Here is a 23,970-nt window from a genome sequence, read left to right on the forward strand (position 1 = left end):
GTCTTTGGCGAGAGGCGACCGCCCCGGGCACAGCTACAGGTCGGTGAGCGCGGCGGTGGGGATCTCGTAAACGTCGATCACGTCCCTCACGCCGTGCCACCGTCCCGGGGTGTGGTGGATGTAGACGACGTGGAGCGGGATGCCGTCGCGGCTGGTGAAGGCGTAGACGTTCACCGCGTCCACGTTCTGCGGGCTCTTCCGGGCGCTGCGGATGTGGGACAGAACCGAGATCACCGTGAGGCGCTCGGGCCGGTACCTGGCCCCGTCAACCTGGGTGTGGAGCGTCGGGTGCTGGGTCGCGGCGAGGGTGGGACTCGTGCTCATGAAGGGCTCCTTCAGCTGTGGAAGTGGTTGCGCTTGAAGACGGCCCGGCGGATGTTGACGACCGTCCCGCCCTTGCTGGCGCCGCGGTTGGTGGCGAGGACCTGGGTGGCGATCCATCCGCCGAAGATGACGGCGGCCAGGATGACGAGCTGCTGGATTAGCGCGGCGACGGCGGCGATGAGGGTGGTCAGGAGCATCAGCCCGCCGCAGGCCGCGGCGAAGCCGATGCCGCCGAGGGCGATGTTGACGGCGAGCGGGTTGATGGCCGGCCGCTCCGCGACGGGCTCGGCGGCCTTCGTGGGGGCGATGGCGTAGCCGGTGATGATGCGGCCGTCCGGGAGCTGGATGGTCTGGACGGCTGGCATCAGGTGCGGCTGGAGCGCGAGCCCGATGGGGACCGGGTGATGGATCTCGGTGGTCTCCTGGCGGGCGGGGTGATGGTTCACGGAGATGCCCTTCTACAGGTCGGGTATGGCGTTGATGAGGGAGGTCATGACTTGGTTGACGGCGGGGGCGGCTCCGGTGGAGGCGAGGAAGAAGCCGAACATCACGGCGACGAAGGCGCTGCCGGCGCCGAGGGTCTTGGAGCGCAGGAGGAGGAAGAGGATCAGCCCGAAGAGGGCGACGAGGGAGAGAGTGACGGCCAAGGAAGGCCTCCTTGCTCGGGGTTGGAGGAGGGACTACTTGAGGCGCTTGGCGCGGGCGTCCTCACGGGCCTGGGCGACCTCGCGGATGCGGTCGATCTCGTTCTCGATGCGCTTGATGGACTTGCCGCGCTGCTGGCGGCGGACGGCCTTGGTGCTGAGGTAGAGGACCTTGGCGAGTTCGCCGAGGCTGTGCGGGTCCTGGTCGGTGATCGCGAACTTTTCGCGGGCCATGACGGGGTGCTCCTTCGGGGTGTTGGGGTTCAGCGGGTGCCGGCGTGGTGGACGCGGATGGCGCGGTTGTAGATCCAGCGGCCGACGCGTATGCGCTTGCCGGTGGTGTGGCAGCGGCGGCAGTCCTTGCCGCGCTTGGCGTTGCCCTTGCGGTCGGTCTTGACGAGGTAGCCGAAGCCACGGCACTTCCGGCAGTTCCCGAACGGCGAGACCATGCAGGTCGCGGTGTAGCTGAGTGTGAACAGCAGGATGAGGGCGCTAGCGGTGAGGAAGAGGGTCATCAGGGCCTCTCAAGGCGGTTTCAGGGCGTGCGGGGGCCAGCCCGCTAGGCACTAGCGGGCTGATCAGGCATGGAATGGAGTGCTAGCGGTGCCGCTAGACCTAGCGGGGTCTCCTGCTAGGCCTAGCGGCGATCCGGGGCTAGCTCGCGTCCCGCTTTCCGTCACGCTCCGCAATGGCAGCGGTAATCCGGGCGCGTTCGATGCCGCGCCGGTTGGCCCCCTTGCCGCCCTCGGTCTTGCCCCACACCTGCCCGGTCGGGACACCGTGGGGCTTGAGCGCGGCGGCCAGGCCCTCGGGGTCCCAGCCGCCGTAGACGTCCGGGCGCAGATCCGCGAGACGCGAGACGACGATCTCCGACCAGAGCTTGGGCTCCTCGGCGGGGACGACCGCGAGGATGTCGGAGAGGAGGTCGTACGCCGACCGCTCCGTGTGCTCGGGCTCCAGGCCCAGGGCGTGGCCGGTAAGGGTGCCGGCGCGCTCGCGGGCGGCGCGGGCCCGGTTGCCGATGGCCTCGGCGGTGGGAGCGTCCACGTAGACAGAGGAGACGATGCGGGCATCGGAGCCTTCGCCGACGAAGTAGTGGATGCCCTTGTCCTTCCAGGAGAACATCGTGGCCCGCACCCCCCGCTTGTACGAGGAGGTGCCCAGCACCATGTCGTTCTCCAGCTGGCCCATGACCTTCAGGCAGAACCGGGCCGAGGCGTTCGCGCTGATGCCGGTGGGCAGTGCCTTGGCGTCCGGGCGCTGTGTGGCCAGGAGCAGGACGATGCCGGTGGCGGGGCCGCGCTTGACCAGGTCGGTGCAGATCTCCTCGAACTCGCTCCCGTGCTTGGGGTGCTCGAACCAGACCTGGCACTCATCCACCCCGATCACGATGGGGTGCAGGCCGAGCTTCGGCTTGTTCGCCAACTCGCTGGTCACCTTCGACTCCGGGCAGATATCCCGCGGGAGTGAGCGGATCATCTTGGCCCGGCGCCGCAGCTCCTCACGGACTTCCCGCAGGTCGGCGAGGGCGTATTCGATGTCGGCGTCCTCATCGCCGGCGCGGTGGCGGTGGGAGACCTTCTCCCCCACCGGGTCGAGGTCGCCGGTGCCCTTCAGGTCGTATGTGTGCAGCTCAGCGCGGATATCCAGGGCCGCGATGAGCAGGAGGAGTCGGAGGAGGAAGGTCTTGCCCATGCGGGGGATCGCGCCGATGACGGCCGCGATGTACATGAGGGTGATCTCCACCCACCGGCCCCGCTGGTCGGTCCCGAACGCGACCGGCTTGAACAGGTCCACGGACCCGGACTTCAGGAGCGGCCAGGTGGGCTTCTTGGCTGTGGACATGTCCTGGTCGCCGACCCAGAGCACGAGTCGGCCTGTGTGCTCGTCCGGTACGGCCTCGGGCCAGACGCAGCCAAGCGGGCGGCGCAGGCCGGAGGCGAGCTTGTCGCGGCGCTCGATCACGTCCGTGACGGTCACGCCGTACGGGAGGTCGCCCTCGGCCCGCCAGCCGGGCCCGTCGCGGGTGATGGGGGCGGTGAAGGTGAACCCGTCACGGCCCTTGGACTGCGCCTGCGAGATCGGTGCGATGCCTAGGGCGCCGAGAGCGCGCAGGATGATGTCCGAGGTCAGCTTCGGCGCCTTCACCACCTCGACGGCCCGGTTGATGACCGGAGCGTCAGGGCGGCGGCCGGCCGCGCCGAGGGCGAGGACCAGGGCGCTGACGGACAGGGCCTGGACCCAGCCGGGGGCCAGGACGTAGATGGAGAGCGCGGTAATCGAGCCGACTAGCGTCGCGAGTCCGGCGATGATGGCGCGCAGCCGGACACGACCGTCACGCTGACGAGACAGGGTCAGGTACTCGACGGCGTCCTCACGGCGGACGGCCGCGGCGCGGACGGGGTCGCCCTCGCGGTCGGCCAGCCACCGCACCGACCCACCAACCACCCTGGCCGCCCCTCGGGGCGCCTGCAGGGTGAGGCGGGCGGCGTAGACCGGGGAGCGAAGGGCGTGGTACCCGGCAAGGTGGGAGTAGTGCTTGGCCACCCAACCGGCGGCCGTCTTCAGCTCCTCGGTCGAGCGCAGCCACGGCGGGATGATCGCCTGCCGCTTCGCGCCGAGGAGGCGGCCGAGGTAGCCGGGCCCAGCCAGGGCCGGGCCGTCGACCAGCCGTCGGGCCGACGGGTCTCCCAGCTCCTCGGCCGTCGGGTCGGCGGGCCGATCGGCCGACGCGGTGCGGGCGGTGCGGGCCTTGTCGAGGTCGACTACGTCGGCGGTCAGTTCGGCTTCGAGTCGGTTGAAGAAGTCGTGCTCGTCGCGGTGGTTCACTGGTGCTTCCCTTCCAGTGCGAGGGGTTAAGGGCGGGCCCGGCCGACTGCTGTGAGAGGTGAGCGGTCGGGCCCGTCGTGAACATGCTGGGGTCGCGCAAGGGGGCCAGCTATCACGACTTCCGGATAGCTCTGGCCCAAGGTCTCTGGCGGGATCAGCGCTGGAGGGGGCGGCGCCAGACGTAGGGCGGAAGGCCAGCCGCGGCCGCCATGGTTCGAGTGGCGGCGCCCTCAGAGGCCCCGGGCAGGGGGAAGGCGTGGGCGTGGGTCAGGCTGGCGAGCATCCGTGCGGCGTGGTGCTCGCATCCGTCGACCCTGACGCCGAGGCGGTCCACGACGATCACGGCGAGCGGGCCGCCGCACTTGCTGGGGTCGCTGGGGTGTGCAGCCTCGCAGCGGCCAGACGCAGGCCCAGCCTCGGTCTCGGCCGGGCTGGCCTGGCGGGCAGCCCGCCAGGCGGTGTGGACGATGGTGCTGTGGTCGAAGGCCAGCGGGCCGGGGTTGGCCAGGGGCTTCCACTGAACGGCGGCCGCGTCGTCCCCAGCCTGTGCACGGGTCCCCTCGGGGACCGTGACCAGGTAGGCGGCACTGACGTACCGGCCGCGCGGGTCCCGGTCGGGCTGGTCGTAGACGCCGATCAGGGTCAGGTCCTCTTCCCTGACTCGGACACCGGTCTCTTCCCAGAGTTCCCGGACGGCGGCACTCTGGGCGGTCTCTCCCTCATCAACGTGGCCGCCAGGAAGAGCGAGGAGTCCCTTGTGCGGGTCCCAGCCACGCTCGATCAACAGGACGTCGTCACCGCGCAGGCACACGACGTCGGCGGTGTAGCGGATGGTCTCGGCTCGATCGGTCACAGCGAGGCTCCTTCGGGGTAGGCGCACGGGATGCAGGCGCCGAGCTGGGAGGGGATGACGTATCCGGCGTCGCGCCGGCACTGCGGGCAAGTGCGGCGGGCGGTGTTGGCCTTGGCCAGCGCGGCCGTCTTGGCTGGGGTCATCGGCCGGACAGGCTTGGCCCGATCGACGCGGTACAAGAACGCGGTCAGCGGGCCGCGCCGAAAGCGCGGGCGCAGGACCTGACCGGCGATGTCCTGGCCGCCGGGACGCAGCCCCAGGGCGCGGAGTTGGCGGCGGGTGGCAAGGCCGTCCGGGGCCAGGCGCCAGGGGAAGGTGGGTATCCCGTGGACGGCCCCGTTCGGGTCGAAGCAGCGGGCGAACGTCAGGCTCATCCGGCCACCGCCCCGGCCACAGCCGCCTGCTCGCGCTCGGCCTTGAGGGTGTCGCGCAGGGTGCGGCCGTTGGCCGAGGAGGTGCGGACGGCCTTGCGGATAGCCTCTGCCGTCAGCTCGGCGTCCGACCAGTCGGCGGTAGCCAACCGGGCTTCGCTGAGGAGTTCGTCCGGGGTGCGGGTCGGTCGGGGCGTGCGGGCCGACTCAGGCACCCGACCGGTCGCCCGACGCGGAGCGTGCTGCACGGCCGCGACCGCCAGGGCCGTGGCCGACTTCGGCAGTTCGATCGGTGCCGGGTCGGCCGACTCAATGGCGGGGAGTTCGGGCACCTCAGCCGAGGCGACCGGGGCCGATTTGTGCAGGTCAGAACCCAACCGATTTACGGTGGACTGATCAGATTCATCCTGATCTGTGATGCGCGCGGGTCGGTGGTGCAGGACCTTCGCCACGAGGTCGGAGCCGAAGAAGATGGACCCGACTGGGAGCGAGGTCGCCAGCAGTACGAGGACCCAGTTGGCGGGGTCCCAGTCGGCCAACTGCACCCGGCCACCGCCGTGCAGTTCGGGGACGAGTCCGTGGACGTAGTTGAGGACGAGGGAGGCGACCGTGTACCCGGCCAGCACCCGCAGCGCGAACGTCTTGTCCTTGCCGGTGAGGACGAGGGTGGCGACCAGGGCCAGGGCCATCAGGCCGTCGACCACGAACGGGTAGAGCAGGGCGGCCGTGGCGTCCGCGCCGACCGTCCGCGCGACGTCGCGCTGGGCGTTCCAGGAGACCCGGAAGGCCATGGCGACCACGCCGACGAGAGCGGCGACCAGCAGGCCCTTGGCGGTGCGGTTCATCCCGCACCGCCAATTGCGCGGCGGTGCCGGGCCCAGCCGAGATGCTGGACGCACCAGCCAGCCGCGGCGGCTGCCAGCAGCCAGGCTTCGTGCAGCGCGACGGCGCCCGGTACGGCCACCAGCACCGCCAGCGACCCGGCCCAGATCAGGTACTGGTCCAGGGACCGACGAAGGTTCGCGCTCATGCCGCGGCCCCCTTGCGGGAGCGGGTCCGGCGGCGGGCCGCCGGCCGGATGAGCGGGACGACGTTGAACAGCTCCGGGGCGTTGGCCTCGATCACCTGGGCGGCGACCCGACTCACGTCGTCCGGCAGATCGGGGTTGTCGGCGAGGATGTCGCGGGCCGCGTCCAGGCGGGCCGCGCGCTCCTCCTCGCTCTCACCCTCCACGCCGAGCCACAGCTCCAGCGGGGTACCCAGGGCCAGCTCGATGAACTCGTTGACGCTAACGGCCTCCTGGCCGCCGATGTACGTACGCATCACTGTTCTCCTGAAGTCGAAGGGATGCCGAGGCGGTCGCGGTCTTTTGGCGAGAGGCGACCAGCCCCGGGGATGAAGCCCGAACTCCGCGGCTCCCCTCCACCCCGCCCGTACAGCACCAAAGGCGCCAGACGGGCGGAGGAGGCAACCGGCCGCAACGCGACGCTGCGGAAGTTGAGTGCGCGAACCTTTGTCGCGCTGACCGCCTTTTCAGCTAGAGGAGGCGGTGACCACACTGTTGAGTTCTCAAGGGAAAGCCGGTGGCTCTCCGACGGGTGCGGTAACCCCGAAGGGCTCCCGTAGGAACGGGACACGCCGGACGCCAATAGGTCTGCGGGCACTCGGAGCAGCCCAAAGAAGGCCCCTCACGAGTTGGTTGTCAGCGACTGAGCCACCGTTTCCGGCGGCCCCGTTGCTTGTGACAAGCCTGTCCGCGCAGGACTCCGGAATCGAATGACGGCTTGTCATATGAGGTCTGCCGCTTGCTCGCCGCCCTCTGAACAACATGGTGCACCTAGTGCACCATGTTGGCAAGTGGCTCGGCCAAGGTCTGAGGGAATGGATTCGGGGAGACTGGTGTACTAGGTACATCACCTGCGAGTGGAGGAGTACCCCAATGACCGAGTTTCGAGGGCAGCCGGCATACCTTCAGTTGGCCGACGATCTGCGGGAACGAATCCGAAGCGGCGACCTGCCCGACGGCTCCGCACTGCCTTCGGCGCAGGATCTGATCAACAGCTCCGGCGCATCAAGCACCGTCGTGAAGAACGCCGTGTCTCTGCTGCGAGCGGAGGGGTACGTAGTCGGACACCAGGGCAAGGGGGTCTTTGCCCAGTTCCCGCCTCGGCTCTCGGATCACTCGCGCGGCGCCGCAGATTGGGCCTTGCCGCTTCTGCAGGCAGGCGTGGAGGTTGAAGCAGCCCTGCGCGAAGCACTGAGCGAGGTCGGGACCAGCGCAGCGAGCAGCGAAGCGGCCCTTGAGCGCTGGCAGGCGGCGTTCGCCAACCTGCCGGAGAGCGTCAAGGACCGCTTGGGGAAGTCTTAGCGGTTGCCGGCGGATACGACCGACCATGCGTCGCCGATCAGCTGCTCAAGGCTGGACCGCTCCGGCTTCCAGCCGAGATCAGTTGTGATCCTGGAGATGTCGGCCACCAGCCGTGGCGGTTCGGGCTGAGGGGCGCGGTGGACTACAGGCACATCCCTTCCGGACACCCGCTCAACCGTGGCCACAATCTCCCGCATGCTGGCTGCTGTGGCACCTACGTTGTAGACCCGGTACGGGACAGAAGCGTCGGCCTCAAGAGCCAACACGTAGGCGCGCGCCAGGTCGTCTACGTGCACGAAGTCCCGAACTGCGTCGCCGTCGCCGTTCATCTCAAGGTGGGGGTAGCGGCCGGCCGCCACGGCGACCGCCTTCGGGATGATGCGGCTCTCGTCCGAGTCCCCCACGCCACCGACGGCCCCCGAGATGTTGAAGCACCGCAGGCTTACGGCCTTGACCCCTCCGGCCTCCGCTCGGGCCCGGAGGGCTTCATCTGCGGCCAGCTTCGAGGTTCCGTAGGGATTGCTCGGGGCGGGAACGGTGTCCTCGCCGATGGGCTGCCGCTCGGGCGCTCCGTAGACCGCCGCCGTCGAGCCAAGGATGACCGTAGGCGTCTCCGAGCCTGCCGAGGCGGCAGCCAGCGCATCGAGCAGCGTCACCGTGCCGCCAGCGTTGACGGCCTGGTACTCCTCCGGCCGCTCGAAGGATTCACGGACGCGGGTAAGAGCCGCGAGGTGGCAGACACCTATGACACCGTCGAGAGCTGCCCTCAGGGCCGCCTCATCCCTGATGTCGCCATAGAAGACCTGGGTCACTGGCAGCTCCGGCAGGGGGGTATCAGCCGGCCGATGCGTGAGCACCACAGGGTCGTGGCCTGCCTCGGCGAGCCGTCGTACAACCGCGTTGCCCACGAATCCGTAGGCGCCGGTCACAAGTACGCGCACTGATCTGCCTCTCAGCCCAGAATGAGCCCGCGATGCTGCCACGCCAGGTCGAGGCACGCGGCGGCGGCGGATGCCAGGGGTTCATTTTCCAGTAGGCGCCGGATGTTGGCCTCGGTGAACTCGACCCCGGCACTGCTATCACCCGGGCGCCCGGCGACCACCGTCCCTTCGGAGTTCCGGGACACCATGCCGGAGAAAACGGAGTCGTAGACGTCGGATTCGATGACCACCACGCTGAGGATCTCGCCGGCCAGCGTGAGCGGGTCCAGCCCGATCCCGAAGCAGTACGGGCGCACCTTGCCCTCACGGCGCGCCTGGTTGAGGGTCCGGAACGGTTCGGTGGAGTCGTAGTCGATCGGCTCGCCGCTGCTGCCGTCGGCCTCGGGATCCCCGAGGAACTCCTCCGCGTACTCCCGGAGCACGTTGCGCCAGAGGTTGAAGTCGTTCGACTGGTCCCAGGGCATCACCGATGAAGGCTGGAAGACCCCGGCTGGCATGACGTGGTAGTTCCCGCCGGCAAGCGCGACGTTGCTCGCGGAGCGGTGGTGGAGCGGGAACGAAGCACCTTCGGGGCCGAGCCGAATGGTCAGGGTGTCGATGGACGGGAGCAACGCCCTGTGGCCGAGGTCGAAGGGATCTCCGACCAATCCCCGGAAGGGAAGTTCCGCCCAGCTCGGATCGCCGATCCATCCCGGATCGCTGCCGGTCTTCAGCCAGGCGCTCGCCAGCTCGTGCGCCACTCCTTCACAAACGTCGGCCATGTCGAAGTAGGTCGTGTAGCCGAAGGACAGCTTGGGGTGCCCCTCGGCTTGTGCCACATCGAGCAGCCGGAAGCTCGGCCGGTTGACGAACAGAGACGGGCGGTCGATCATACGGATCGCCTGGGTGTAGCGATCGAACTTGGTGCCCTGAGGGGCGAGAGGGCGAACGCCCTCAGACTCCTTCTCGCGCCCGGTGATTTCCGGTGGACTGGTTTGTGTCAGCCAGGCCAGCTCGATGTCTTCGAAGTCGACCGGCTCGGGCCACATCCAAGACTCGCGGGTGAGCACCGGGCTGTTGCCGGCGCGGGAGAAGTCCGGGTACAGCCTGGCCGCGGCCTTCGTGAGATCTGCCCGGTGCCGGTTGAGTTCTCGGCGCGTCATGCGCCAGCGCCGTTGGTCGTCCACTGCGACGAGTGGGCCCTCCTTGGCCAGGTCCCCAGCCGGGGCCGCGACCGTGACCACAGCTTCGGCTGACGGCAGCAAGCCCAGCTCATCCTCCGGAAGCGCCAGCGCACGGGCTAACCTGCGCAGCTCGTCCATGTCTCGGATACTGCGCTTGCCGCGTTCGAGCAAGGACACGTAGGACTGGTCGTAGCCGAGCAGATCCGCAAGATCCTGCTGCTTGAGCTTGTGGAGTGCCCGGTAGGCCTTGAGGACATCGGCGAGGTTCGAGCCGTCAGGAGGAGCAGCCCGTTCTGTATCACTGCCGAGCCAGTGAGACGAGGTTGCGGCCGGGATCGCGCGCGAAGGGGCGCCTGCGGCTACAGGGCCAACAGCACGGCGGCACGGGCTGCACAGGGTGTCGGAGTTGCTTCGGCCTAACTTCGTACCGCACCTGAGGCACAGAGGCGGCGCGGATGCTGCAACGGTCATGGGCTTCTGGATTCCCTTCAGAGGGGTTGAGACTCCAACGGCGCCACTCAGGAGGGGAGCGACATGTGTAAGAGGCCTGGCCGCAGGCTCTCGCTCACTTATCCCCCGATCGGCTATCGCTCAAATCGAGCTTCTCGCGAATCAGGGCTGCCAGAGCTGGCTCTTTCATTTTTTCAAAATAGCCAGCAGTCTCCGAAGGCCGACTCCAGTCCATTCCGCGAATAATCCTATCCAGGATGTCAATTTTGTCTTCGCGGGCATCTTCGATTGAGCGACTGACTTCGAGAATGCGAAACCTTCCCGTCCCGCCAACTTCTTCGAGGATGCCGTCCGCATCCCTCCTCCGGCTTCCATTTGAGAAGAAATCCACTACCTCAATCACGTCACCCGCTTCCCTGAAGGACCCAATGAATCCCACCAACTCGCTGGCATCGGACGAGAGTGACGATGCATACAATGCATTCAATGCCACCAGAAGGTCTTGCGGTGATTTCTTTTGAGCCACCGCCCTAATGAATCCCGTAACGTATGCCTCCATGTCGGCACGGCGAAGGCTCACCGCGATCACAGGCGCATCTTCTGCCGCGTGGAATCTCGCCGCATAGTTCAAGAGAATCTCGATCTCGGCGGGTTCGTTTGATAGCAGGTCGGCGGCCGACAGTGTTTCGTTCGCGCCGCCAGAGCCAAAATGGAGGGCGGCAACCGTATCAATGAGCGGCCCCACCTGCTGCCTTGATGCAGTATCCAGAAACTCATCCAGGCTCATTTTGGCTTTCTTCAAAATGGAAATTACGCCGGGAAGCCATTCTGCTACAGGTCGGTCACGCGAAGAATTCACAACAGCGATCACATCACTCATTCCAGCGATCTGGAGATGACGTGTGTCCCATGCGGGCTGGAACTCGACAGATGTTGGCATCGAGGGTGGCTGTTGAAGCTGTATGACCTCCGGATTCACCGCTTCGGAAACGCGCTCCCTCCAGAGCCTGATATCGACTTCTTCCGCCGCTAGAGGTGCACCTATAGATCGCGCATAATCCGCCAATGCTTCAACAATAGAAAGCACTTGCATCAAGTTTGCCGGGCTTCTGCCCGAAATCTTTTCCTGGATGGTTGCACGTCGAATCTGATCCTTCCGGCCCTGCGTTGCGATCAGCCGCTCAATCGCGCGATAGGACGGATTTCCCGCTCGGACTCTCAGGGTGCGAAGAAGGGAGGGCAGTGAATCGGCCATGTGTCTACCAGTGTCTGTGAGCGTCCAGGATTGTCCGGACGGCAGGCAAGAACCCTAGGTCCAGGCTGTGCCAGACGTCCGGCTTTCGCTCGAATCCGTCCGGGGGTGCTGCACATCTCGCACTGGGCAGGTTGACTTCGAGGGGTCAAACAGCATGTTCATCTGATTCGAGACGGAAGTGACAAAAGGTGAATATCCCCCAGGTGTCCACCCCTTCAAGATGGGCGTACGTCACGCTGCTCGTTCTGCTAGCTGCGATTGGCGGCGAGCGAAGCCCTGGTGACATCCGAGTGATCGAACTAGGGCTCCTCCTCTCGGCCCTGCACGTTCTCGCCCCACAGCGCACGCAAATCCGGGATGGGCGCACCGGCCGGCAGAACCTCCGCCGCGCAAGCGATGACGGGCAGAGTGTCTACTGCTTCATCCCTGCCGTGCCTGCCGTGCCGGTATGCTCACTGGTGCTTCACCTGACCCTCCGTCGAACTCGTTGCTCAGCAGGCGAGTTGTACAGACTCCGGCCCGTTACGAGGCGCCGGATGGAGGAGAAGGAGGAAGCGGTGGTGACTCCCGACATGGGCAAGCCCCGGAGGAAGTGGACCAGTGCCGAGTGGGCGCAGGTTTGCATCGGAGGGGCGGCCTTGCTCGTGGCAATCATCGCCTGCGTAGGGCAGTTCATGCAGTAGCTGTCCATGGAGCGCAGTGTCCGGACGTTGCGGCCCCTCACTAAGTGAGCCCGGCCGATGGGTAGACGGCCGGGCTCATTCACTGCACTGCGAGGGGCCTAATCCGGTAGCCGCCGGGTTGGGCCCTTCGGCGTGGCGGCACCGTACGGACGGCGATCCGCTGTGTTACCCCATGGGGTAACACCCACTGTAGCTAATGTTGCATCACTTGGATGCGGTAACAATATTCACGAACGCGCAAGCCTGGACGGTTGGCAGGTGGGACGGCGCCCACGTGCCGTCGCCCTCCAATGCCAACCTGACGCGGGGCACAAGACTCAGGAGAGTGCACGGTCGGTGCTGGCAGCTGAGCATGCGGCCATCGACTGCGACTCGCTGTCGGTTGGGTCCAACGTCGAGGAGATCCTGGACTGCCAGGCCCTTGTTTCTGGGCCGTCGCTGGGCCGTCGCTGGGCCGTCGGAGGGGGGCCGGTGGCCAGCAAGGACAACCGATGACAGCCGCTCGGAGGCTGGTCGTGGTTGGGTCAGTGAGCGACCTGGCTGGTGGGCAGAGGGGCATGACTTCCTCCGCAACAGGAAGCGTCGGTGTGCTGGGCGGGAGCCAATTGGGGAGCCACCCGAAGCGACACCGGCCGGACTCTCTTGGACTCTCACGGACCGTAGGAGCGTGGATCCCTTGGGCCACAGGGCTCCGCAGGCCCGCTACCTGAGCCCCCTCTTACCTCGTCCTTAACGGGGCCCTAAGGATCGGCTCCAGGGGCTCGAACCCCGTGGAACCCGGCTTCCGGGCGGTTAGTTTGGCTGAGCCAGGGAGGGCCGGAGGCGGCGCCGCGAACCCGTGAGGGGCGGCGCCGCACAGCCCCGGTCTTCCGGCGCACCCACGACTCGCGCAGCCCAGTGCCGTGCCCAGAGGAGATCCACCATGCCCGCACGCCGTACCGCCGCCCGTATCGCAGCCGGACTCGCCCCGCTCGCGGTGGCCGCGTACGCCGTCGCCCCGGCGGCCGCCCACGGTTCGATGACGGACCCGGTCAGCCGGGTGGCGGCGTGCTACGCGGAGGGCCCCGAGTCCCCCAAGTCGGCGGCCTGCAAGGCGGCGGTCGCGGCGAGCGGGGCGCAGGCGTTCTACGACTGGAACGCGGTGAACATCGCCAACGCGGCCGGTCAGAGCAAGGCGCTGATCCCGGACGGAAAGCTGTGCTCGGCGGGCAACGACAAGTACCGGGGTCTGGACCTGGCGCGCGCCGACTGGCCGGCGAGCCCGATGGCCGCGGGCGCGCACACCTTCCGCTACAAGGGGACCGCCCCGCACAAGGGCTCCTTCGAGCTGTACGTGACGAAGGACGGCTACGACCCGTCGAAGCCGCTGAAGTGGTCCGACCTGGAGTCGGCGCCCTTCGCGAAGGTCACCGACCCGGGGATGCAGAGCGGCGACTACGTCTTCTCCGGCACCGTCCCGAACAAGACCGGCCGGCACCTGATCTACAGCGTCTGGCAGCGCTCGGACAGCCCGGAGGCCTTCTACACCTGCTCGGACGTGGTCTTCGGGAAGGACAACGGCGGGGGCGGCACGGGTGGCGCGGGCGGCGGGGGTACGCCCACGGCCAAGCCGACCTCGAAGCCGACCTCGAAGCCGACGAAGCCGGGTACGAAGCCGACCTCCGTGCCCTCGGGGCGGCCGACCAAGCTCCCCTCGGAGATCCCCTCGGCCCCCACCGACGAGCAGATCTCCCAGGGCGCCGGGAAGTCCACGGTGGAGCACGGCGGCCACGGGGACAACGACCCGAAGACGAACGGCGGCAGCAGCCCGATCCCCTCGCTGAGCGGGACCGGCCTCGCGGAGACGGGCGGCAGCAGCGCCACGCCGGTGATCGCGATCGGCGGGGCGGGCGTCCTGGCCGTGGGTGCGGCCGTGCTGTTCGGGCTGGCGCGCCGCCGTGCGACCCCCGGCCGCCACGGCCGCTGACCGGTGACGGACGGGCGGCCCGCACCGCGGGCCGCCCGCCGCCGTTAGGAGGGGGTCTCCGCCGTCAGGAGAAGACCGACGCGCAGGTGGTCCGCTCGGCGTGCGCCGGGTCGAGGGCGTTGGCCGCCTCGTGCCAGGCGATCCGGTCGGTGAGCCCGATGGCCACGTGCTCCGAGAGGTCCACGCCGCACAGGTCCTGGAGCAGCACGTTGCGGACGTTCGGCCCGGTGAGGAACTGGCTCCGGTACGGGGTGACCACCTCGTCGTAGCGGGTGGCGATCACCGTGTACGCGACTCCGGGGACGGTGTCCCCGCCCGCGTTCAGCTTGTTCTGGAAGGGCGATCCGGCGATCTGGTCGGCGAGGCCCGGGGTGGCCTCGCTGATCAGGTCCCCGGCCCCCGGGAAGTACGGGAGGAGCTTGGTGAGGCCGAGCAGGGTGGTCCCGTGGTTGTCGGGGGCGAGTCCGACCAGGGCGTTGACCTTGCCGGCGCCGCCGAGGAACTTCAGGTAGTAGCGCGGCATCATGCCGCCCTGGGAGTGGCCGACGATGTCCGTCTTCGCCGCTCCGGTGGAGGCGAGCACCCTGTCCACGAAGACGTCGAGCTGGCCGGCGGACCGCTCGATGGGGCCGAGCCCGTTGAAGAAGGGGACGCCGGGCAGTTGCCCGTAGTCGAGGGAGTAGACGCAGTAGCCCCGGTGGACGAGGTACGGCGCGAAGCCGAGCCAGTTGTCGACGGAGTTCCCGAAGGTTCCGTGGACCAGGACGACGGGTCGGGGATGGGCGGCGGACGGTTTGCAGGACCAGTTGTTCCAGCCGCTGCTCGGCGCCGAGGCGGCCTGGGCCGCCTGGGTGGGGGCGACGAGCGCGGCGGCGGTCAGGGTGAGGACGGCCAGGGGGCGGAGCAGGCGTCTCCAGGGCAGCATCGTGTGATCTCCTTGCGGCTCAAGGGGAGTAACGAGGGATGGCGCGGGAAGTACGTGGGGGTGCATCCCGTGATCCGGATCACAAGGGGGTGCTGCAGCCGCTAAATTACGGGCGAGTAGCAAAACTGGGAAGTTACGCGTCGGTAAAAAATCCGTGGTCCCTCCTGGTCGGCCGCTCAAACGGCCGTCATCCATTCGGCCCTCCCCTGCTGCGCCGGGCGCCCGGTACGCCGAGCGTGTGAGACATGACCCAGCCCACCCATACAGACCCAGGGCAGTCCGGCGGGTTCCTCGCCGAGATCAAGGACGCCGTCACCACCCGGGCCGCTCTCCTGGTCCTGGGCGTACTGGCGCTCCAGCTCGCCTTCATCACCTCGTACGTCGGGGCCTTCCATCAGCCCAAGCCCAGCGAGATCCCGATCGCCGTGGCAGCGCCGGCCCAGCCGGTCGCCGAGCAGACGGCGAAGCAGCTCTCCGCGCTGCCGGGCAAACCTCTGGACCCCCGTGCCGTGCAGGACGAGGCGACGGCGCTGCGGCAGATCCAGAACCGGGACGTGGACGGCGCGCTGATCATCGACCCGGCCGGCACGACCGACAAGCTGCTGGTCGCGAGCGGCGCCGGGGCCTCCCTGTCCCAGGCCATCGAGCAGATCGTCGGCGTCGTCGAGAAGACCCAGGGACGCGGCGTGCGCGTCGTGGACGTGGCCCCGGCGGCCGCCGGCGACGGGCGCGGACTGACCTCGTTCTACCTGGTCGTGGGCTGGTGCGTGGGCGGCTACCTGTGCGCCGCGATCCTCGCGATCAGCGCGGGCGCCCGGCCCGCGAACATCCACCGCGCCGTCATCCGGCTCGGCGCCCTGCTCGGGTACGCCATCGCGGCCGGACTCCTCGGCGCGGTCATCGCCGACCCCATCCTGGGCGCGCTGCCCGGCAGCCTCTGGGCCCTGTGGGGGCTCGGCACCCTCGTCGTCTTCGCCGTCGGCGCGATCACCCTGGCCTTCCAGGGCCTCGCGGGCGTGGTCGGCATCGGCCTGGCGATCCTGCTCGTGGTGGTGCTCGGCAACCCGAGCGCCGGCGGCGCCTACCCGTACCCACTGCTGCCGCCGTTCTGGAAGGCCATCGGCCCGTGGCTGCCGCCGGGCGCGGGCACGTACGCCGCGCGCTCGATCGCGTACTTCAAGGGCAATGACATCACCGGCCCGCTGCTGGTCCTGAGCGGCTGGGCGGTGCTGGGCTCGGCGATCACGATGGCCTGCGCGGCGGGCCGCAGGGGCAAGGCGGGGGCTCCTGTGGGCAGCGGGCTCCCCGAGGGGCCGGACGCGCTGCCGGAACCGGAAGTCGTGCGATGAACAATCCCATCCAGATCCGCAACCGCATGGGCCCGGCCGAACAGGCCGTCTCCGTCAAGCGGATGGAGCCCAGCGCGCAGGCGCAGCTGGGCCCCCTCGGCCTCACCGGCTTCATCGTGGTCACCACGCTCGCCACCGGCATCGACGCGGGCATCTTCCCCGAGCACCTCAGCCACTCCGTGCTGCCGCTGGTCGGCTTCTTCATCGGCGGGCTCGCCCAGCTGCTGGCCGGGCTCTTCCAGGCGCAGCGCGGCGACACCTGGCACGCGACCGTCTTCGGCGGCTTCGGACTGTTCTGGATGTCGAAGGCGCTGCTGATCCAGTACGTGCTGCCCGCCACGGATCCGTCCCTGCGCGGCGACGTGAGCGCGCTGTTCACGCTGCCGTGGGTGTTCGTGGTGTTCGTGCTGTGGATCGGCAGCTGGCGGATCCACCTGGTGCTGCTGTCGACCTTCACGTGCGTGCTGGTGGTGTTCGTGGCCATGACGGTCAGCGGGTTCACCGGCTCGGTGATCTGGAACCGGATCACCGGCTGGAGCGGTCTGCTGGCCGCGCTCGGAGCCACGTACCTGCTCGCCGGGCAGATCATGGCGAGCACCTGGGGCCGTCAGGTGCTGCCGATGGGCCGCTTCCTCGCCCCCGAGGAACACCCGGAGGCGTGACCACTCCATGACGACCAGCACGCGATGATCAGCACGCTCGCGGTGGAGAACTACCGCTCCCTGCGCAAGCTCATCGTCCCCCTCGGCCGGCTCACCGTGGTGACGGGCGCCAACGGCACGGGCAAGTCCAGCCTCTACCGGTCGCTGCGGCTGCTGGCCGACTCCGCGCGGGGCGGCGCCGTCGCGGCACTGGCCCGGGAGGGCGGACTGCCCTCCACCCTGTGGGCGGGCCCGGAGAAGCTCGGGCGGGCGGTGCGCGAGGGGCGGTACGCCGTCCAGCCGACGGTCCGCTCCGAACCGGTGAGCCTGCGGCTCGGCTTCGCCGGGGACGAGTTCGGCTACGCGGTGGACTTCGGCCACCCGCAACCCGTCCCCGGCTCCCTCTTCGGCCTGGACCCGGAGATCAAACGGGAGTGCACCTGGGCCGGGCCGGTGCTGCGCCCCGCCGCCCTGCTCTCGGACCGCGCCGGGCCCGCCGTGCGCACCCGTACCGCGGACGGCGGCTGGCACCGCACCCAGGGCGCCCTGCGCCCGTACGACTCCATGCTCAGCGAGCTCGCGGACCCACAACTGGCCCCCGACCTGCTGGCCCTGCGCGAACTGATCCGCTCCTGGCGGTTCTACGACCACGTCCGCACGGACACCGAGGCGCCGGCCCGCACCCCGCGCGTCGGAACCCGTACGCCGGTGCTCGCCGCGGACGGCTCCGACCTGCCGGCCGCGCTCCAGACGATCCGGGAGACCGGCGACCACGCGGCGCTCGACGCGGCCGTCGAGGCGGCCTTCCCGGGCAGCAGCGTGGCGGTCGCGGAACGGGACGGCCGCTTCGAACTGGAACTGCACCAGCACGGGCTGCTGCGCCCGCTGGGCGCGGCGGAACTCTCCGACGGCACCCTGCGCTACCTGCTGTGGACGGCCGCCCTGCTGACCCCGCGTCCGCCGGCCCTGATGGTGCTCAACGAGCCGGAGACCAGCCTCCACCCCGATCTGCTGGGTCCCCTCGCGGACCTGATCCTGACGGTGGCCCGCACCACCCAGACGGTGGTGGTCACGCACGCCGCGCCCCTGGCGGACGCCCTGGCGTCGGGTGTCCACCGCCACCGGGTGGACCTGCGGACCATCACCCTGCTCAAGGACTTCGGCCAGACCGAGGTCGCGGACCGCGAGGGCCCGCTGGACGAACCCCTCTGGTACTGGCCGAAGCGGTAGCCGCGCCGGCGGGCTAGCCGATCTCCACCACACGGGCCCATTCGGGCGGCAGGTCCGGCACGTAGTCGGGGTCGTCCTCGTCCCACGACCCCTCCGACCGGCCCCGGGGAAACAGCCCCACCACCGTCCGGCACGGGGGCCGCGTGCTCGGCCACGGCGTCTGCCCGTCGGTCAGGACCACGATCACGTCCGGCCGGGGCGCCGACCGCAACGCCGTGGCGAAGCCCGTCCGCAGGTCCGTACCCCCGCCGCCCAGCAGGGGGATCCCCTCCGCGCGGCACAGCGGGTGGGCGATCCGGGCGGACGCGTCGCAGGGCACCACCGTGACCAGGTCCCGGCGGCCGCCCACCGCACGGGAGATCGCGGTGACTTCCAGGAGCGCGCTGCCCAGTTCGGCGTCGCTGACCGAGCCGGAGGTGTCGATGACCACGCTGACGCGGGGCGGCCTGCGCCGCAGGCTCGGCAGCACCGCGCCCGGCACCCCGGCCGAACGCCGCGAGGGCCGGCTGTACGTGTAGTCGTCGCCCGCGCCGGATCCCGAGGTCGCCGACCGGACGGCCGCTCCCAGCAGCTCCCGCCACGGCTGCGGCGGGTGGAACACCTCCTCCGCCCAGCGCTTCCAGCCCTTCGACGCACGTCCGGGCCGGCCGGTGATGCCCTGCGCCACCCGGAACCGGACCGCGTCCCGTTCCTGCTCGCTGAGGCCGGTCACCCCGTCCCCTCCGTCCGCGCCGAGGTCCCACTCCCGCTCCAGCCCGTCGGCGCCGCTCCCGCAGTCCAGCCAGGCCATGTGCTGGGTGCGCGGCCCGAGCCCGAACCGCGTCAGGTACTCCTCCATGAGCTCCCCCTCCGGGAGCCCCACCTCGGCCGGCTGGGCAGCGCCCCGGGGCCGGACAAGCCCCTCGCCGTACGCGTCGTCGTTGATCTCGAAGTCGGCCGCGATGTTCATCCGCAACCGCTCCGCCGGGCCGGTCAGCCCCTGCTCCCGCGCGATCCGGTCCCCCCGCCCGTGGTGATCGCGCAGCAGGTGGGACACCTCGTGCACCCAGACCGCGGCGAGTTCCTCCGCGGACGTGCGGTCCACGAAGCCGGGCGAGACGTAGCACCGCCAGTGCCGGTCCACGGCCATCGTCGGCACCCGGCGCGATTCCACGACGTGCAGGGCGAACAGCGCCGTGGCCAGGTACGGCCGTACGCGTACGGCGTGCAGCCGGGCGGCGTAGAGCTTGTCCAGGTCCAGGGCGATCGGCGGCTCGGGGTTCACGGCCGTCGCGGGTGTCACCGGCACGACCGGCGCCACCGGCATGACCGGCGTCGCGGGCGTCACCGGCGTCACCGGCCCACCGTGACCGGTGCGCCCGACCGGGCGATCGCCCGGTCGGCGCGCCGGGACAGGGCCACGGCCCCGGCGAGCCGGTCGATCGCGGCCGGGACCTCCCAGTCCTCGCGGCGCAGGGCGGCGAGCGTGCTCGCGGGGACGACCACCAGGTCCGGGGCGCCGGATTCCAGCGCCCGGGCCAGCAGCGCCCACGCCGCGTCCCAGCGGGCCTTCTCCGGGCGCCCCTGCACCGCCTCGACCACACCGTCCAGCACGGCCTGGCGCAGGTCCCCGCGCTCGGGCAGGACCGCGCCCGCCGGGTCGGCGAGCAGGGACTCCGGGTCCGGGAGGTCCATCCGGTCCAGGCTCGCCAGCAGTTCCAGTCCGGGACCGTCCCCCACGGTGCCCCGGACCAGCAGGGAGAGCACCTCCCGGGAGGAACCGGCCGCGGTCGCGAAGGCGATCAGACAGAGCGTCATCTCCCAGCTCCGCGGGGAGGGCCAGGGGCCGCCCCGGCGGGTCTCGCCCGACGGCAGCCGGTGGACGAGCTTGGGCCGGGCGGCGAGCAGCCCGCACACCGCGCGGCGGGCGAAGTCCACGGCTTCCGGAAGCCGTTCGGGGTCGAGCCGGGGCAGGGTGGCGCGCGGCCAGGTGCCGCCGAGGCCCCGCACCACCACCTCCTGGTCGTGCGTCCACTGGAGGTGGACGAAACGGTTGGCCAGCGGCGGGCTCAGTTCCCAGCCGTCCGCCGCGGAGGACCGGGGATTGGCCGCCGCCACGATCCGGACTTCGGGCGGCAGCCGCAGGGCGCCGATCCTCCGCTCCAGGACGAGGCGGAGCAGGGCCGCCTGTACGGCCGGCGGCGCGGTGGACAGCTCGTCGAGGAACAGCAGTCCCCGGCCGGCCCGTACCAGGCGCACCGCCCAGTCCGGCGGGGCCATCGGCACGCCCTGCTCCGCGGGGTCGTCCCCGACGATGGGCAGGCCGGAGAAATCGGACGGCTCGTGCACGCTGGCGATGACGGTGGTCAGCGGCAGGTCCAGGGACGCGGCGAGCTGGGTCAGGGCCGCGGTCTTGCCGATCCCCGGTTCGCCCCACAGGAGGACGGGCAGGTCGGCGGCCACGGCCAGGGTCAGGGCCTCCAGTTGGATGTCGGGGCGCGGTTCGGTCTTCGTATCGCGCAGGAGGGCCAACAGTCCAGCGGCGACGTCGAGTTGAGTGGATTCGGAGGGAACGGACGAGGCGTGGGAACGCATGCGGAATCACCTTGGGGTGTGTGGCGGGAAGGGGGCGGGGCAAGAGCCCGGGTCAGCGGTAGGACGCGTGCCGCGGGTGCGAGCGCTCGGGGCGTGCAGGGGTGGGAGAGCGGTAGCCGGCATGGGCCGGGCCGGCGGTCGTGCCCGCCAGGCCCGCCCGGAACAGTCCGTAGGTCACCCGACGGAGGGCGGCCGCCTCCAGCTCGTCCCGCAACGGGCCGTCGCGCAGCAGCGCTCCGGGACCGAGCAGTCCTTCTACGACGGCCAGGGCGCCGGCGGTGTCGCCGTGGTCGAGTCGCTCCCGGACCCCGGAGAGGGAGTCCGGACGGCGGTGCGCCTCGTCGATGGCCCGCAGGCAGGGCAGCGGCGTACCGGTCAGGGCGACCAGCAGCTCCTCGCGGCGGATCTCGGCCGGGTCGTGGTCCAGCGGGGCCAGTACCCCGTCGACCAGGCCGATCCGGTGCCGGGCACCCCGGCAGTCCACCGGGCGCGGTTCCCCCGGCCGGTCCGCGGCCGCGGCGGGGCCCGGTGGCGACCAGTCCGGTACGAGGGCCCGGCCGACCAGCGGGTGCAGCCGGGCGGCGTCGATCACCCCGGTGCGGAGCAGCTCCAGGTCGGGCAGCACCCAGGTCGCCGCGTCGGGCAGCGCCGACGGAGCGGGTGCGCCGGGGTCCGCGGACGCGGCCGTCGTGATCCGCCCGGGGCCGTCCCCGTCTCCGCGCAGGTGCAGGTACAGCCGGTGCCGGGCTCCGAGCCGGACGGTGACCGTACCGCCGGAGCGTCCCTCGGCGCGGAGCACGATCCCCGCCTCGGCCGCCCACCGGTCGACGGCGCAGCCGGGCAGCCCGGCCGGCGGCCCCGCCGGGACGGGATCCACCGCGGGGCCCGCGCCGACGGGCGGCCGGTCCGCGCCGGACCTGGAGCGGAGCTCGTCGCTCCGGCGTGCGTCCCACAGGTGGCGGTGCAGGTCGAGGCGGAACCGCGGATGCGGGTGGGGATGGGGATGCGGACCGCTCCCCGGAGGGCGGCGGGCGGCGTCCTCGGAGCGGGCTCCGTCCCACAGGGCGAGGCTGATCCGCTGCCCGTACTCCGCCCAGGCAGGTGGAGTACGGGCCACGAGGTGGACCGGGCGGGCACCGCCGGGCCCCGCGTGCCCGTACCGGGCCAGCGCGATGGTCAGCCCGGGGCGCAGCAGCCCGTCCGGGGCGATCCTCGGCAGGTGCCAGCGCAGCAGGTCCGGGGCCAGGTGGCGCAGGTCGGCCCGGATCCGGGCCGCGAGGTCGCGGCCGTGGGTGCGCGCCAAGAGGCGCAGGTCGAAGTCCACGTCCACGGCGGCTGCGGCGCACGCCCCCGCCCAGTCACCGGCGGAGCGGCGGGCGGTCGCGGTCTCGATCATGGACGGCGGCACGGCGAACTCGCGCACGCGCAGCCAGTAGGAAGGGCGGGAAGAAGCCCCGTTCGCGGTCTGAGTGAGCATCAGCACTCACCTTGCGCGGACGGGACCCCCGATCTGTGTGTACGGAAAGTCGTCATCGCCGCGAGACTAACGCCCCCTCCCCGCGTCCCGCCAGGCATTTCCCGACCGGTCCGGCCGGCCCGGCGGTGACGGTGAAGGTAGCGTTCACGGAGGCGAGGTCGGGGCCGTCGCCCGGCGGTCCGCGAGCGCCGGGCCCGCGGCGGTCCACGAGCGCCGGGCCCACGGCGAAAGGTTCCGCCGACCTACCCGGCCCGGTGGACCACCTCGCCCGCGACCACGACCGTTTCGGCCACCGTTCCCGGGATCTGTTCCGGGGCCACCGCGAGGATGTCGCGGGACAGGATCACGAAGTCGGCCGCCTTGCCGACCGTCAGCGAACCCCGGTCCTGCTCGAGGAAGTTGGCGTAGGCGGAGCCCATCGTGTAGCCGTACACCGCCGTGCGGGCGTCCACCGTCTCCTGCTCCTGCCACGGGTCGCCGCCGTCCAGCGGGCGCCGGGTCAGCGCCGTGTAGATGCCGATCATCGGGTCCATCTCGGCGACGTTCCAGTCGCTGGAGAAGGCCAGGACCGCTCCCGCCTCGGCGAGGCTCCGCATCGGCCACGCCTTGTGCCAGCGGTCCTCCCCCACGTTCTCCGCCCAGTCCTGGCCCGGACCGGCGATCTCCGGCGCGCAGTGGCGGGGCTGCATGCAGGCCACCACGCCGAGCCGCTCGAAGCGCGGCACGTCCTCGGGATCCAGGCATTCCACGTGCACCACCTGGTGGCGGGCGTCGCGCGGGCCGTTCACCGCCCGTGCGTGCTCGACGGCGTCGAGGACGGTACGGATGCCCCGGTCGCCCGTGGCGTGGACGAAGCACTGGAACCCGCGGGCGTCCAGCCGGGCGAGGAGCTCGGCGAACTCCTCAGCCGGGTAGAAGGTCTCGCCCCGGTGCGCTCCGCAGCCGGTGTACGGCTCCAGCAGCGCGGCCGTGCGCGGCTCCACCACGTCGTCGATGTAGAGCTTGAGGGGGCCGACCCGGAAGCGGTCCCCGGCGTGCACCTTCGCCGCCGCCTCGAAGAGGTCGAGGTCCGCCTCGGTGGTCCCGCGCGGGTGGAACAGCGCGGCGACGATCCGCGAGCGCAGTCGCCCCTCGGCGCGCGCCCGGTCGTACAGCTCCAGGTCGTCGAGGGAGTTCTGCGGTTCCACGACGGTGGTGATGCCGAAGCCGATCGCGTCGTCGAGGCTCTTGGCGAGGCGCCCGTACTGGCGGTCCGGGGAGGCCCACGGCACGCCCAGGTCGCGCAGGGCGCGGTGGCCGTCGCGGGAGAGCCCCTTGATGGCGAAGTCCTTGACGAATCCGGTGGGTTCGCCGGTCTCGGGGTCCACGGCGGCCGTGCCGAAGGGCAGGTCGGTACGGTCCTTGGCGACGCCGAGCCGGCGCATGGCCGCCGTGTTCAGCCAGGCCGTGTGGACGTCGTACGAGAGCACGATCGCGGGGGTGTCGCCGGTGACCGGGTCCAGGTCGGCGGCGGTGGGCATCCGGCCGCCGGGGATCGCGGAGTAGTCGAAGGCCTCGGCCTCGATCCACTCGGCGTCCGGGTTGGCCTCCCGCCACGTGCCGATCCGGTCGAGGATCGCTTCGAGCGTCCGGACCCCGGCGAGCTGCACGCACGCGTCGTCGGAGCCGAGCCGGACGTGGTTGTGGGCGTCGATGAATCCCGGCAGCACGAGCCGGCCGCCCGCGTCGATCCGCTCGGTGTCCGGACCCGCCCAGTCGGCGGCCTCCGCGTCCGGCCCGACCCAGACGATCCGCCCGCCGCGTACGGCGAGGGCTTCGGCCTCGGGCAGCTCGGGGTCGACGGTGTGGATGCGGGCTCCGGTGAGGAGCAGATCGGCGGGGGCGGAGTGCGACATGGGGTGGTGCTCCTGTGCAGAGGCCGTACGGG

At 70.5% G+C, this 23,970-nt stretch carries 24 protein-coding genes; 5 read left to right on the forward strand and 19 right to left on the reverse strand.

All coding sequences use genetic code 11. The annotated features are described in order from the left end of the window. Window positions 1-33 precede the first annotated feature (33 nt). The 11 genes from ACFYYB_RS25520 to ACFYYB_RS25570 form a co-directional block, all read right to left on the reverse strand. Window positions 34-324, reverse strand: coding sequence for a hypothetical protein (locus tag ACFYYB_RS25520; RefSeq protein ID WP_389437702.1), 291 nt, complete (start codon window positions 322-324; stop codon window positions 34-36). Window positions 325-335: 11 nt separating this feature from the next. Continuing rightward, window positions 336-770, reverse strand: a complete 435-nt coding sequence (locus tag ACFYYB_RS25525) for a hypothetical protein (protein WP_389437703.1) — start codon at window positions 768-770, stop codon at window positions 336-338. Window positions 771-782: 12 nt separating this feature from the next. Continuing rightward, window positions 783-971: a hypothetical protein gene (locus ACFYYB_RS25530; RefSeq protein WP_274549577.1), complete on the reverse strand. Its 189-nt coding sequence runs from the start codon at window positions 969-971 to the stop codon at window positions 783-785. A 33-nt stretch (window positions 972-1,004) separates the two neighbouring features. Further along, window positions 1,005-1,202: a hypothetical protein gene (locus tag ACFYYB_RS25535; protein ID WP_389437705.1), complete on the reverse strand. Its 198-nt coding sequence runs from the start codon at window positions 1,200-1,202 to the stop codon at window positions 1,005-1,007. 29 nt (window positions 1,203-1,231) lie between these two features. Then, window positions 1,232-1,483 carry a hypothetical protein gene (locus tag ACFYYB_RS25540; RefSeq protein WP_389437706.1) on the reverse strand — a complete coding sequence of 84 codons (252 nt, stop codon included), beginning with the start codon at window positions 1,481-1,483 and terminating at the stop codon, window positions 1,232-1,234. Between the two features lie 139 nt (window positions 1,484-1,622). Beyond that, the gene (locus ACFYYB_RS25545; protein ID WP_389437707.1) at window positions 1,623-3,797 is read right to left on the reverse strand and encodes a cell division protein FtsK; all 2,175 of its coding nucleotides are present in this window, start codon (window positions 3,795-3,797) and stop codon (window positions 1,623-1,625) included. 154 nt (window positions 3,798-3,951) lie between these two features. Further along, window positions 3,952-4,650, reverse strand: a complete 699-nt coding sequence (locus ACFYYB_RS25550) for an NUDIX domain-containing protein (protein ID WP_389437710.1) — start codon at window positions 4,648-4,650, stop codon at window positions 3,952-3,954. Next, complete coding sequence (locus ACFYYB_RS25555; protein WP_389437711.1) at window positions 4,647-5,024, reverse strand: RRQRL motif-containing zinc-binding protein; 378 nt, start codon at window positions 5,022-5,024, stop codon at window positions 4,647-4,649. The genes ACFYYB_RS25550 and ACFYYB_RS25555 overlap by 4 nt, the downstream gene beginning before the upstream one ends. Continuing rightward, window positions 5,021-5,866, reverse strand: a complete 846-nt coding sequence (locus ACFYYB_RS25560) for a DUF2637 domain-containing protein (protein ID WP_389437712.1) — start codon at window positions 5,864-5,866, stop codon at window positions 5,021-5,023. Before ACFYYB_RS25560 ends, ACFYYB_RS25555 begins: the two co-directional genes overlap by 4 nt. Further along, window positions 5,863-6,051 carry a hypothetical protein gene (locus tag ACFYYB_RS25565; protein ID WP_389437714.1) on the reverse strand — a complete coding sequence of 63 codons (189 nt, stop codon included), beginning with the start codon at window positions 6,049-6,051 and terminating at the stop codon, window positions 5,863-5,865. Before ACFYYB_RS25565 ends, ACFYYB_RS25560 begins: the two co-directional genes overlap by 4 nt. Next, complete coding sequence (locus ACFYYB_RS25570) at window positions 6,048-6,344, reverse strand: hypothetical protein (protein ID WP_389437716.1); 297 nt, start codon at window positions 6,342-6,344, stop codon at window positions 6,048-6,050. Before ACFYYB_RS25570 ends, ACFYYB_RS25565 begins: the two co-directional genes overlap by 4 nt. 616 nt (window positions 6,345-6,960) lie before the next feature. On the opposite strand from ACFYYB_RS25570, the gene ACFYYB_RS25575 reads away from it, so the two are divergent. After that, complete coding sequence (locus ACFYYB_RS25575) at window positions 6,961-7,389, forward strand: GntR family transcriptional regulator (RefSeq protein WP_389437720.1); 429 nt, start codon at window positions 6,961-6,963, stop codon at window positions 7,387-7,389. On the opposite strand, the gene ACFYYB_RS25580 is transcribed toward ACFYYB_RS25575, so the two are convergent. From ACFYYB_RS25580 to ACFYYB_RS25590, 3 genes are all read right to left on the reverse strand, one after another. Continuing rightward, window positions 7,386-8,330 carry an NAD-dependent epimerase/dehydratase family protein gene (locus ACFYYB_RS25580; protein ID WP_389437721.1) on the reverse strand — a complete coding sequence of 315 codons (945 nt, stop codon included), beginning with the start codon at window positions 8,328-8,330 and terminating at the stop codon, window positions 7,386-7,388. The genes ACFYYB_RS25575 and ACFYYB_RS25580 overlap by 4 nt on opposite strands. A gap of 11 nt (window positions 8,331-8,341) precedes the next feature. Beyond that, window positions 8,342-9,964, reverse strand: a complete 1,623-nt coding sequence (locus tag ACFYYB_RS25585; protein ID WP_389437723.1) for a helix-turn-helix transcriptional regulator — start codon at window positions 9,962-9,964, stop codon at window positions 8,342-8,344. A gap of 94 nt (window positions 9,965-10,058) precedes the next feature. Beyond that, entirely contained in the window at window positions 10,059-11,198 is a 1,140-nt protein-coding gene (locus tag ACFYYB_RS25590) for a hypothetical protein (protein ID WP_389437726.1), read from the reverse strand. Between the two features lie 1,605 nt (window positions 11,199-12,803). Here ACFYYB_RS25590 and ACFYYB_RS25595 point away from each other — a divergent pair. Next, a complete protein-coding gene (locus tag ACFYYB_RS25595; RefSeq protein WP_389437728.1) occupies window positions 12,804-13,847 on the forward strand; it encodes a lytic polysaccharide monooxygenase in 1,044 nt (347 codons plus the stop codon). Window positions 13,848-13,911: 64 nt separating this feature from the next. Here ACFYYB_RS25595 and ACFYYB_RS25600 read toward each other — a convergent pair whose 3' ends face one another. Then, window positions 13,912-14,772, reverse strand: coding sequence for an esterase/lipase family protein (locus tag ACFYYB_RS25600; RefSeq protein ID WP_389437730.1), 861 nt, complete (start codon window positions 14,770-14,772; stop codon window positions 13,912-13,914). 245 nt (window positions 14,773-15,017) lie between these two features. Between ACFYYB_RS25600 and ACFYYB_RS25605 the strand changes: the two genes are divergently transcribed. Genes ACFYYB_RS25605 through ACFYYB_RS25615 form a run of 3 tightly spaced genes read left to right on the forward strand, consistent with a single transcriptional unit; the run spans window position 15,018 to window position 17,992 of the window. Beyond that, complete coding sequence (locus ACFYYB_RS25605; RefSeq protein WP_389437732.1) at window positions 15,018-16,121, forward strand: DUF3533 domain-containing protein; 1,104 nt, start codon at window positions 15,018-15,020, stop codon at window positions 16,119-16,121. Then, complete coding sequence (locus ACFYYB_RS25610; protein ID WP_389437735.1) at window positions 16,118-16,783, forward strand: acetate uptake transporter; 666 nt, start codon at window positions 16,118-16,120, stop codon at window positions 16,781-16,783. The genes ACFYYB_RS25605 and ACFYYB_RS25610 overlap by 4 nt, the downstream gene beginning before the upstream one ends. 24 nt (window positions 16,784-16,807) lie before the next feature. Continuing rightward, window positions 16,808-17,992 (forward strand): AAA family ATPase, encoded by a 1,185-nt coding sequence (locus ACFYYB_RS25615; protein ID WP_389437738.1) that lies wholly within the window; start codon window positions 16,808-16,810, stop codon window positions 17,990-17,992. A gap of 13 nt (window positions 17,993-18,005) precedes the next feature. Here ACFYYB_RS25615 and ACFYYB_RS25620 read toward each other — a convergent pair whose 3' ends face one another. The 4 genes from ACFYYB_RS25620 to ACFYYB_RS25635 all read right to left on the reverse strand — a co-directional run bounded on the left by ACFYYB_RS25620 (window position 18,006) and on the right by ACFYYB_RS25635 (window position 23,938). Continuing rightward, window positions 18,006-19,298, reverse strand: a complete 1,293-nt coding sequence (locus ACFYYB_RS25620; protein WP_389437910.1) for a VWA-like domain-containing protein — start codon at window positions 19,296-19,298, stop codon at window positions 18,006-18,008. A 26-nt stretch (window positions 19,299-19,324) separates the two neighbouring features. Further along, window positions 19,325-20,566 carry an AAA family ATPase gene (locus ACFYYB_RS25625; protein ID WP_389437741.1) on the reverse strand — a complete coding sequence of 414 codons (1,242 nt, stop codon included), beginning with the start codon at window positions 20,564-20,566 and terminating at the stop codon, window positions 19,325-19,327. 52 nt (window positions 20,567-20,618) lie between these two features. Beyond that, window positions 20,619-22,043, reverse strand: coding sequence for a hypothetical protein (locus tag ACFYYB_RS25630; RefSeq protein WP_389437746.1), 1,425 nt, complete (start codon window positions 22,041-22,043; stop codon window positions 20,619-20,621). A gap of 242 nt (window positions 22,044-22,285) precedes the next feature. Continuing rightward, window positions 22,286-23,938, reverse strand: coding sequence for an amidohydrolase (locus tag ACFYYB_RS25635; RefSeq protein WP_389437749.1), 1,653 nt, complete (start codon window positions 23,936-23,938; stop codon window positions 22,286-22,288). Between the last annotated feature and the right edge of the window lie 32 nt (window positions 23,939-23,970).

Source organism: Streptomyces sp. NPDC002886, from assembly GCF_042888445.1.
GTDB lineage: Bacteria > Actinomycetota > Actinomycetes > Streptomycetales > Streptomycetaceae > Streptomyces.

Coding starts and splice junctions, on each gene's coding strand:
- ACFYYB_RS25625 (WP_389437741.1), bottom strand. CDS start 20,566: ATGCGTTCCCACGCCTCGTCCGTTCCCTCCGAATCCACTCAACTCGAC.
- ACFYYB_RS25605 (WP_389437732.1), top strand. CDS start 15,018: ATGACCCAGCCCACCCATACAGACCCAGGGCAGTCCGGCGGGTTCCTC.
- ACFYYB_RS25620 (WP_389437910.1), bottom strand. CDS start 19,298: ATGCCGGTGGCGCCGGTCGTGCCGGTGACACCCGCGACGGCCGTGAAC.
- ACFYYB_RS25635 (WP_389437749.1), bottom strand. CDS start 23,938: ATGTCGCACTCCGCCCCCGCCGATCTGCTCCTCACCGGAGCCCGCATC.
- ACFYYB_RS25560 (WP_389437712.1), bottom strand. CDS start 5,866: ATGAACCGCACCGCCAAGGGCCTGCTGGTCGCCGCTCTCGTCGGCGTG.
- ACFYYB_RS25590 (WP_389437726.1), bottom strand. CDS start 11,198: ATGGCCGATTCACTGCCCTCCCTTCTTCGCACCCTGAGAGTCCGAGCG.
- ACFYYB_RS25520 (WP_389437702.1), bottom strand. CDS start 324: ATGAGCACGAGTCCCACCCTCGCCGCGACCCAGCACCCGACGCTCCAC.
- ACFYYB_RS25535 (WP_389437705.1), bottom strand. CDS start 1,202: ATGGCCCGCGAAAAGTTCGCGATCACCGACCAGGACCCGCACAGCCTC.
- ACFYYB_RS25540 (WP_389437706.1), bottom strand. CDS start 1,483: ATGACCCTCTTCCTCACCGCTAGCGCCCTCATCCTGCTGTTCACACTC.
- ACFYYB_RS25575 (WP_389437720.1), top strand. CDS start 6,961: ATGACCGAGTTTCGAGGGCAGCCGGCATACCTTCAGTTGGCCGACGAT.
- ACFYYB_RS25565 (WP_389437714.1), bottom strand. CDS start 6,051: ATGAGCGCGAACCTTCGTCGGTCCCTGGACCAGTACCTGATCTGGGCC.
- ACFYYB_RS25555 (WP_389437711.1), bottom strand. CDS start 5,024: ATGAGCCTGACGTTCGCCCGCTGCTTCGACCCGAACGGGGCCGTCCAC.
- ACFYYB_RS25630 (WP_389437746.1), bottom strand. CDS start 22,043: ATGCTCACTCAGACCGCGAACGGGGCTTCTTCCCGCCCTTCCTACTGG.
- ACFYYB_RS25585 (WP_389437723.1), bottom strand. CDS start 9,964: ATGACCGTTGCAGCATCCGCGCCGCCTCTGTGCCTCAGGTGCGGTACG.
- ACFYYB_RS25595 (WP_389437728.1), top strand. CDS start 12,804: ATGCCCGCACGCCGTACCGCCGCCCGTATCGCAGCCGGACTCGCCCCG.
- ACFYYB_RS25610 (WP_389437735.1), top strand. CDS start 16,118: ATGAACAATCCCATCCAGATCCGCAACCGCATGGGCCCGGCCGAACAG.
- ACFYYB_RS25570 (WP_389437716.1), bottom strand. CDS start 6,344: ATGCGTACGTACATCGGCGGCCAGGAGGCCGTTAGCGTCAACGAGTTC.
- ACFYYB_RS25600 (WP_389437730.1), bottom strand. CDS start 14,772: ATGCTGCCCTGGAGACGCCTGCTCCGCCCCCTGGCCGTCCTCACCCTG.
- ACFYYB_RS25615 (WP_389437738.1), top strand. CDS start 16,808: ATGATCAGCACGCTCGCGGTGGAGAACTACCGCTCCCTGCGCAAGCTC.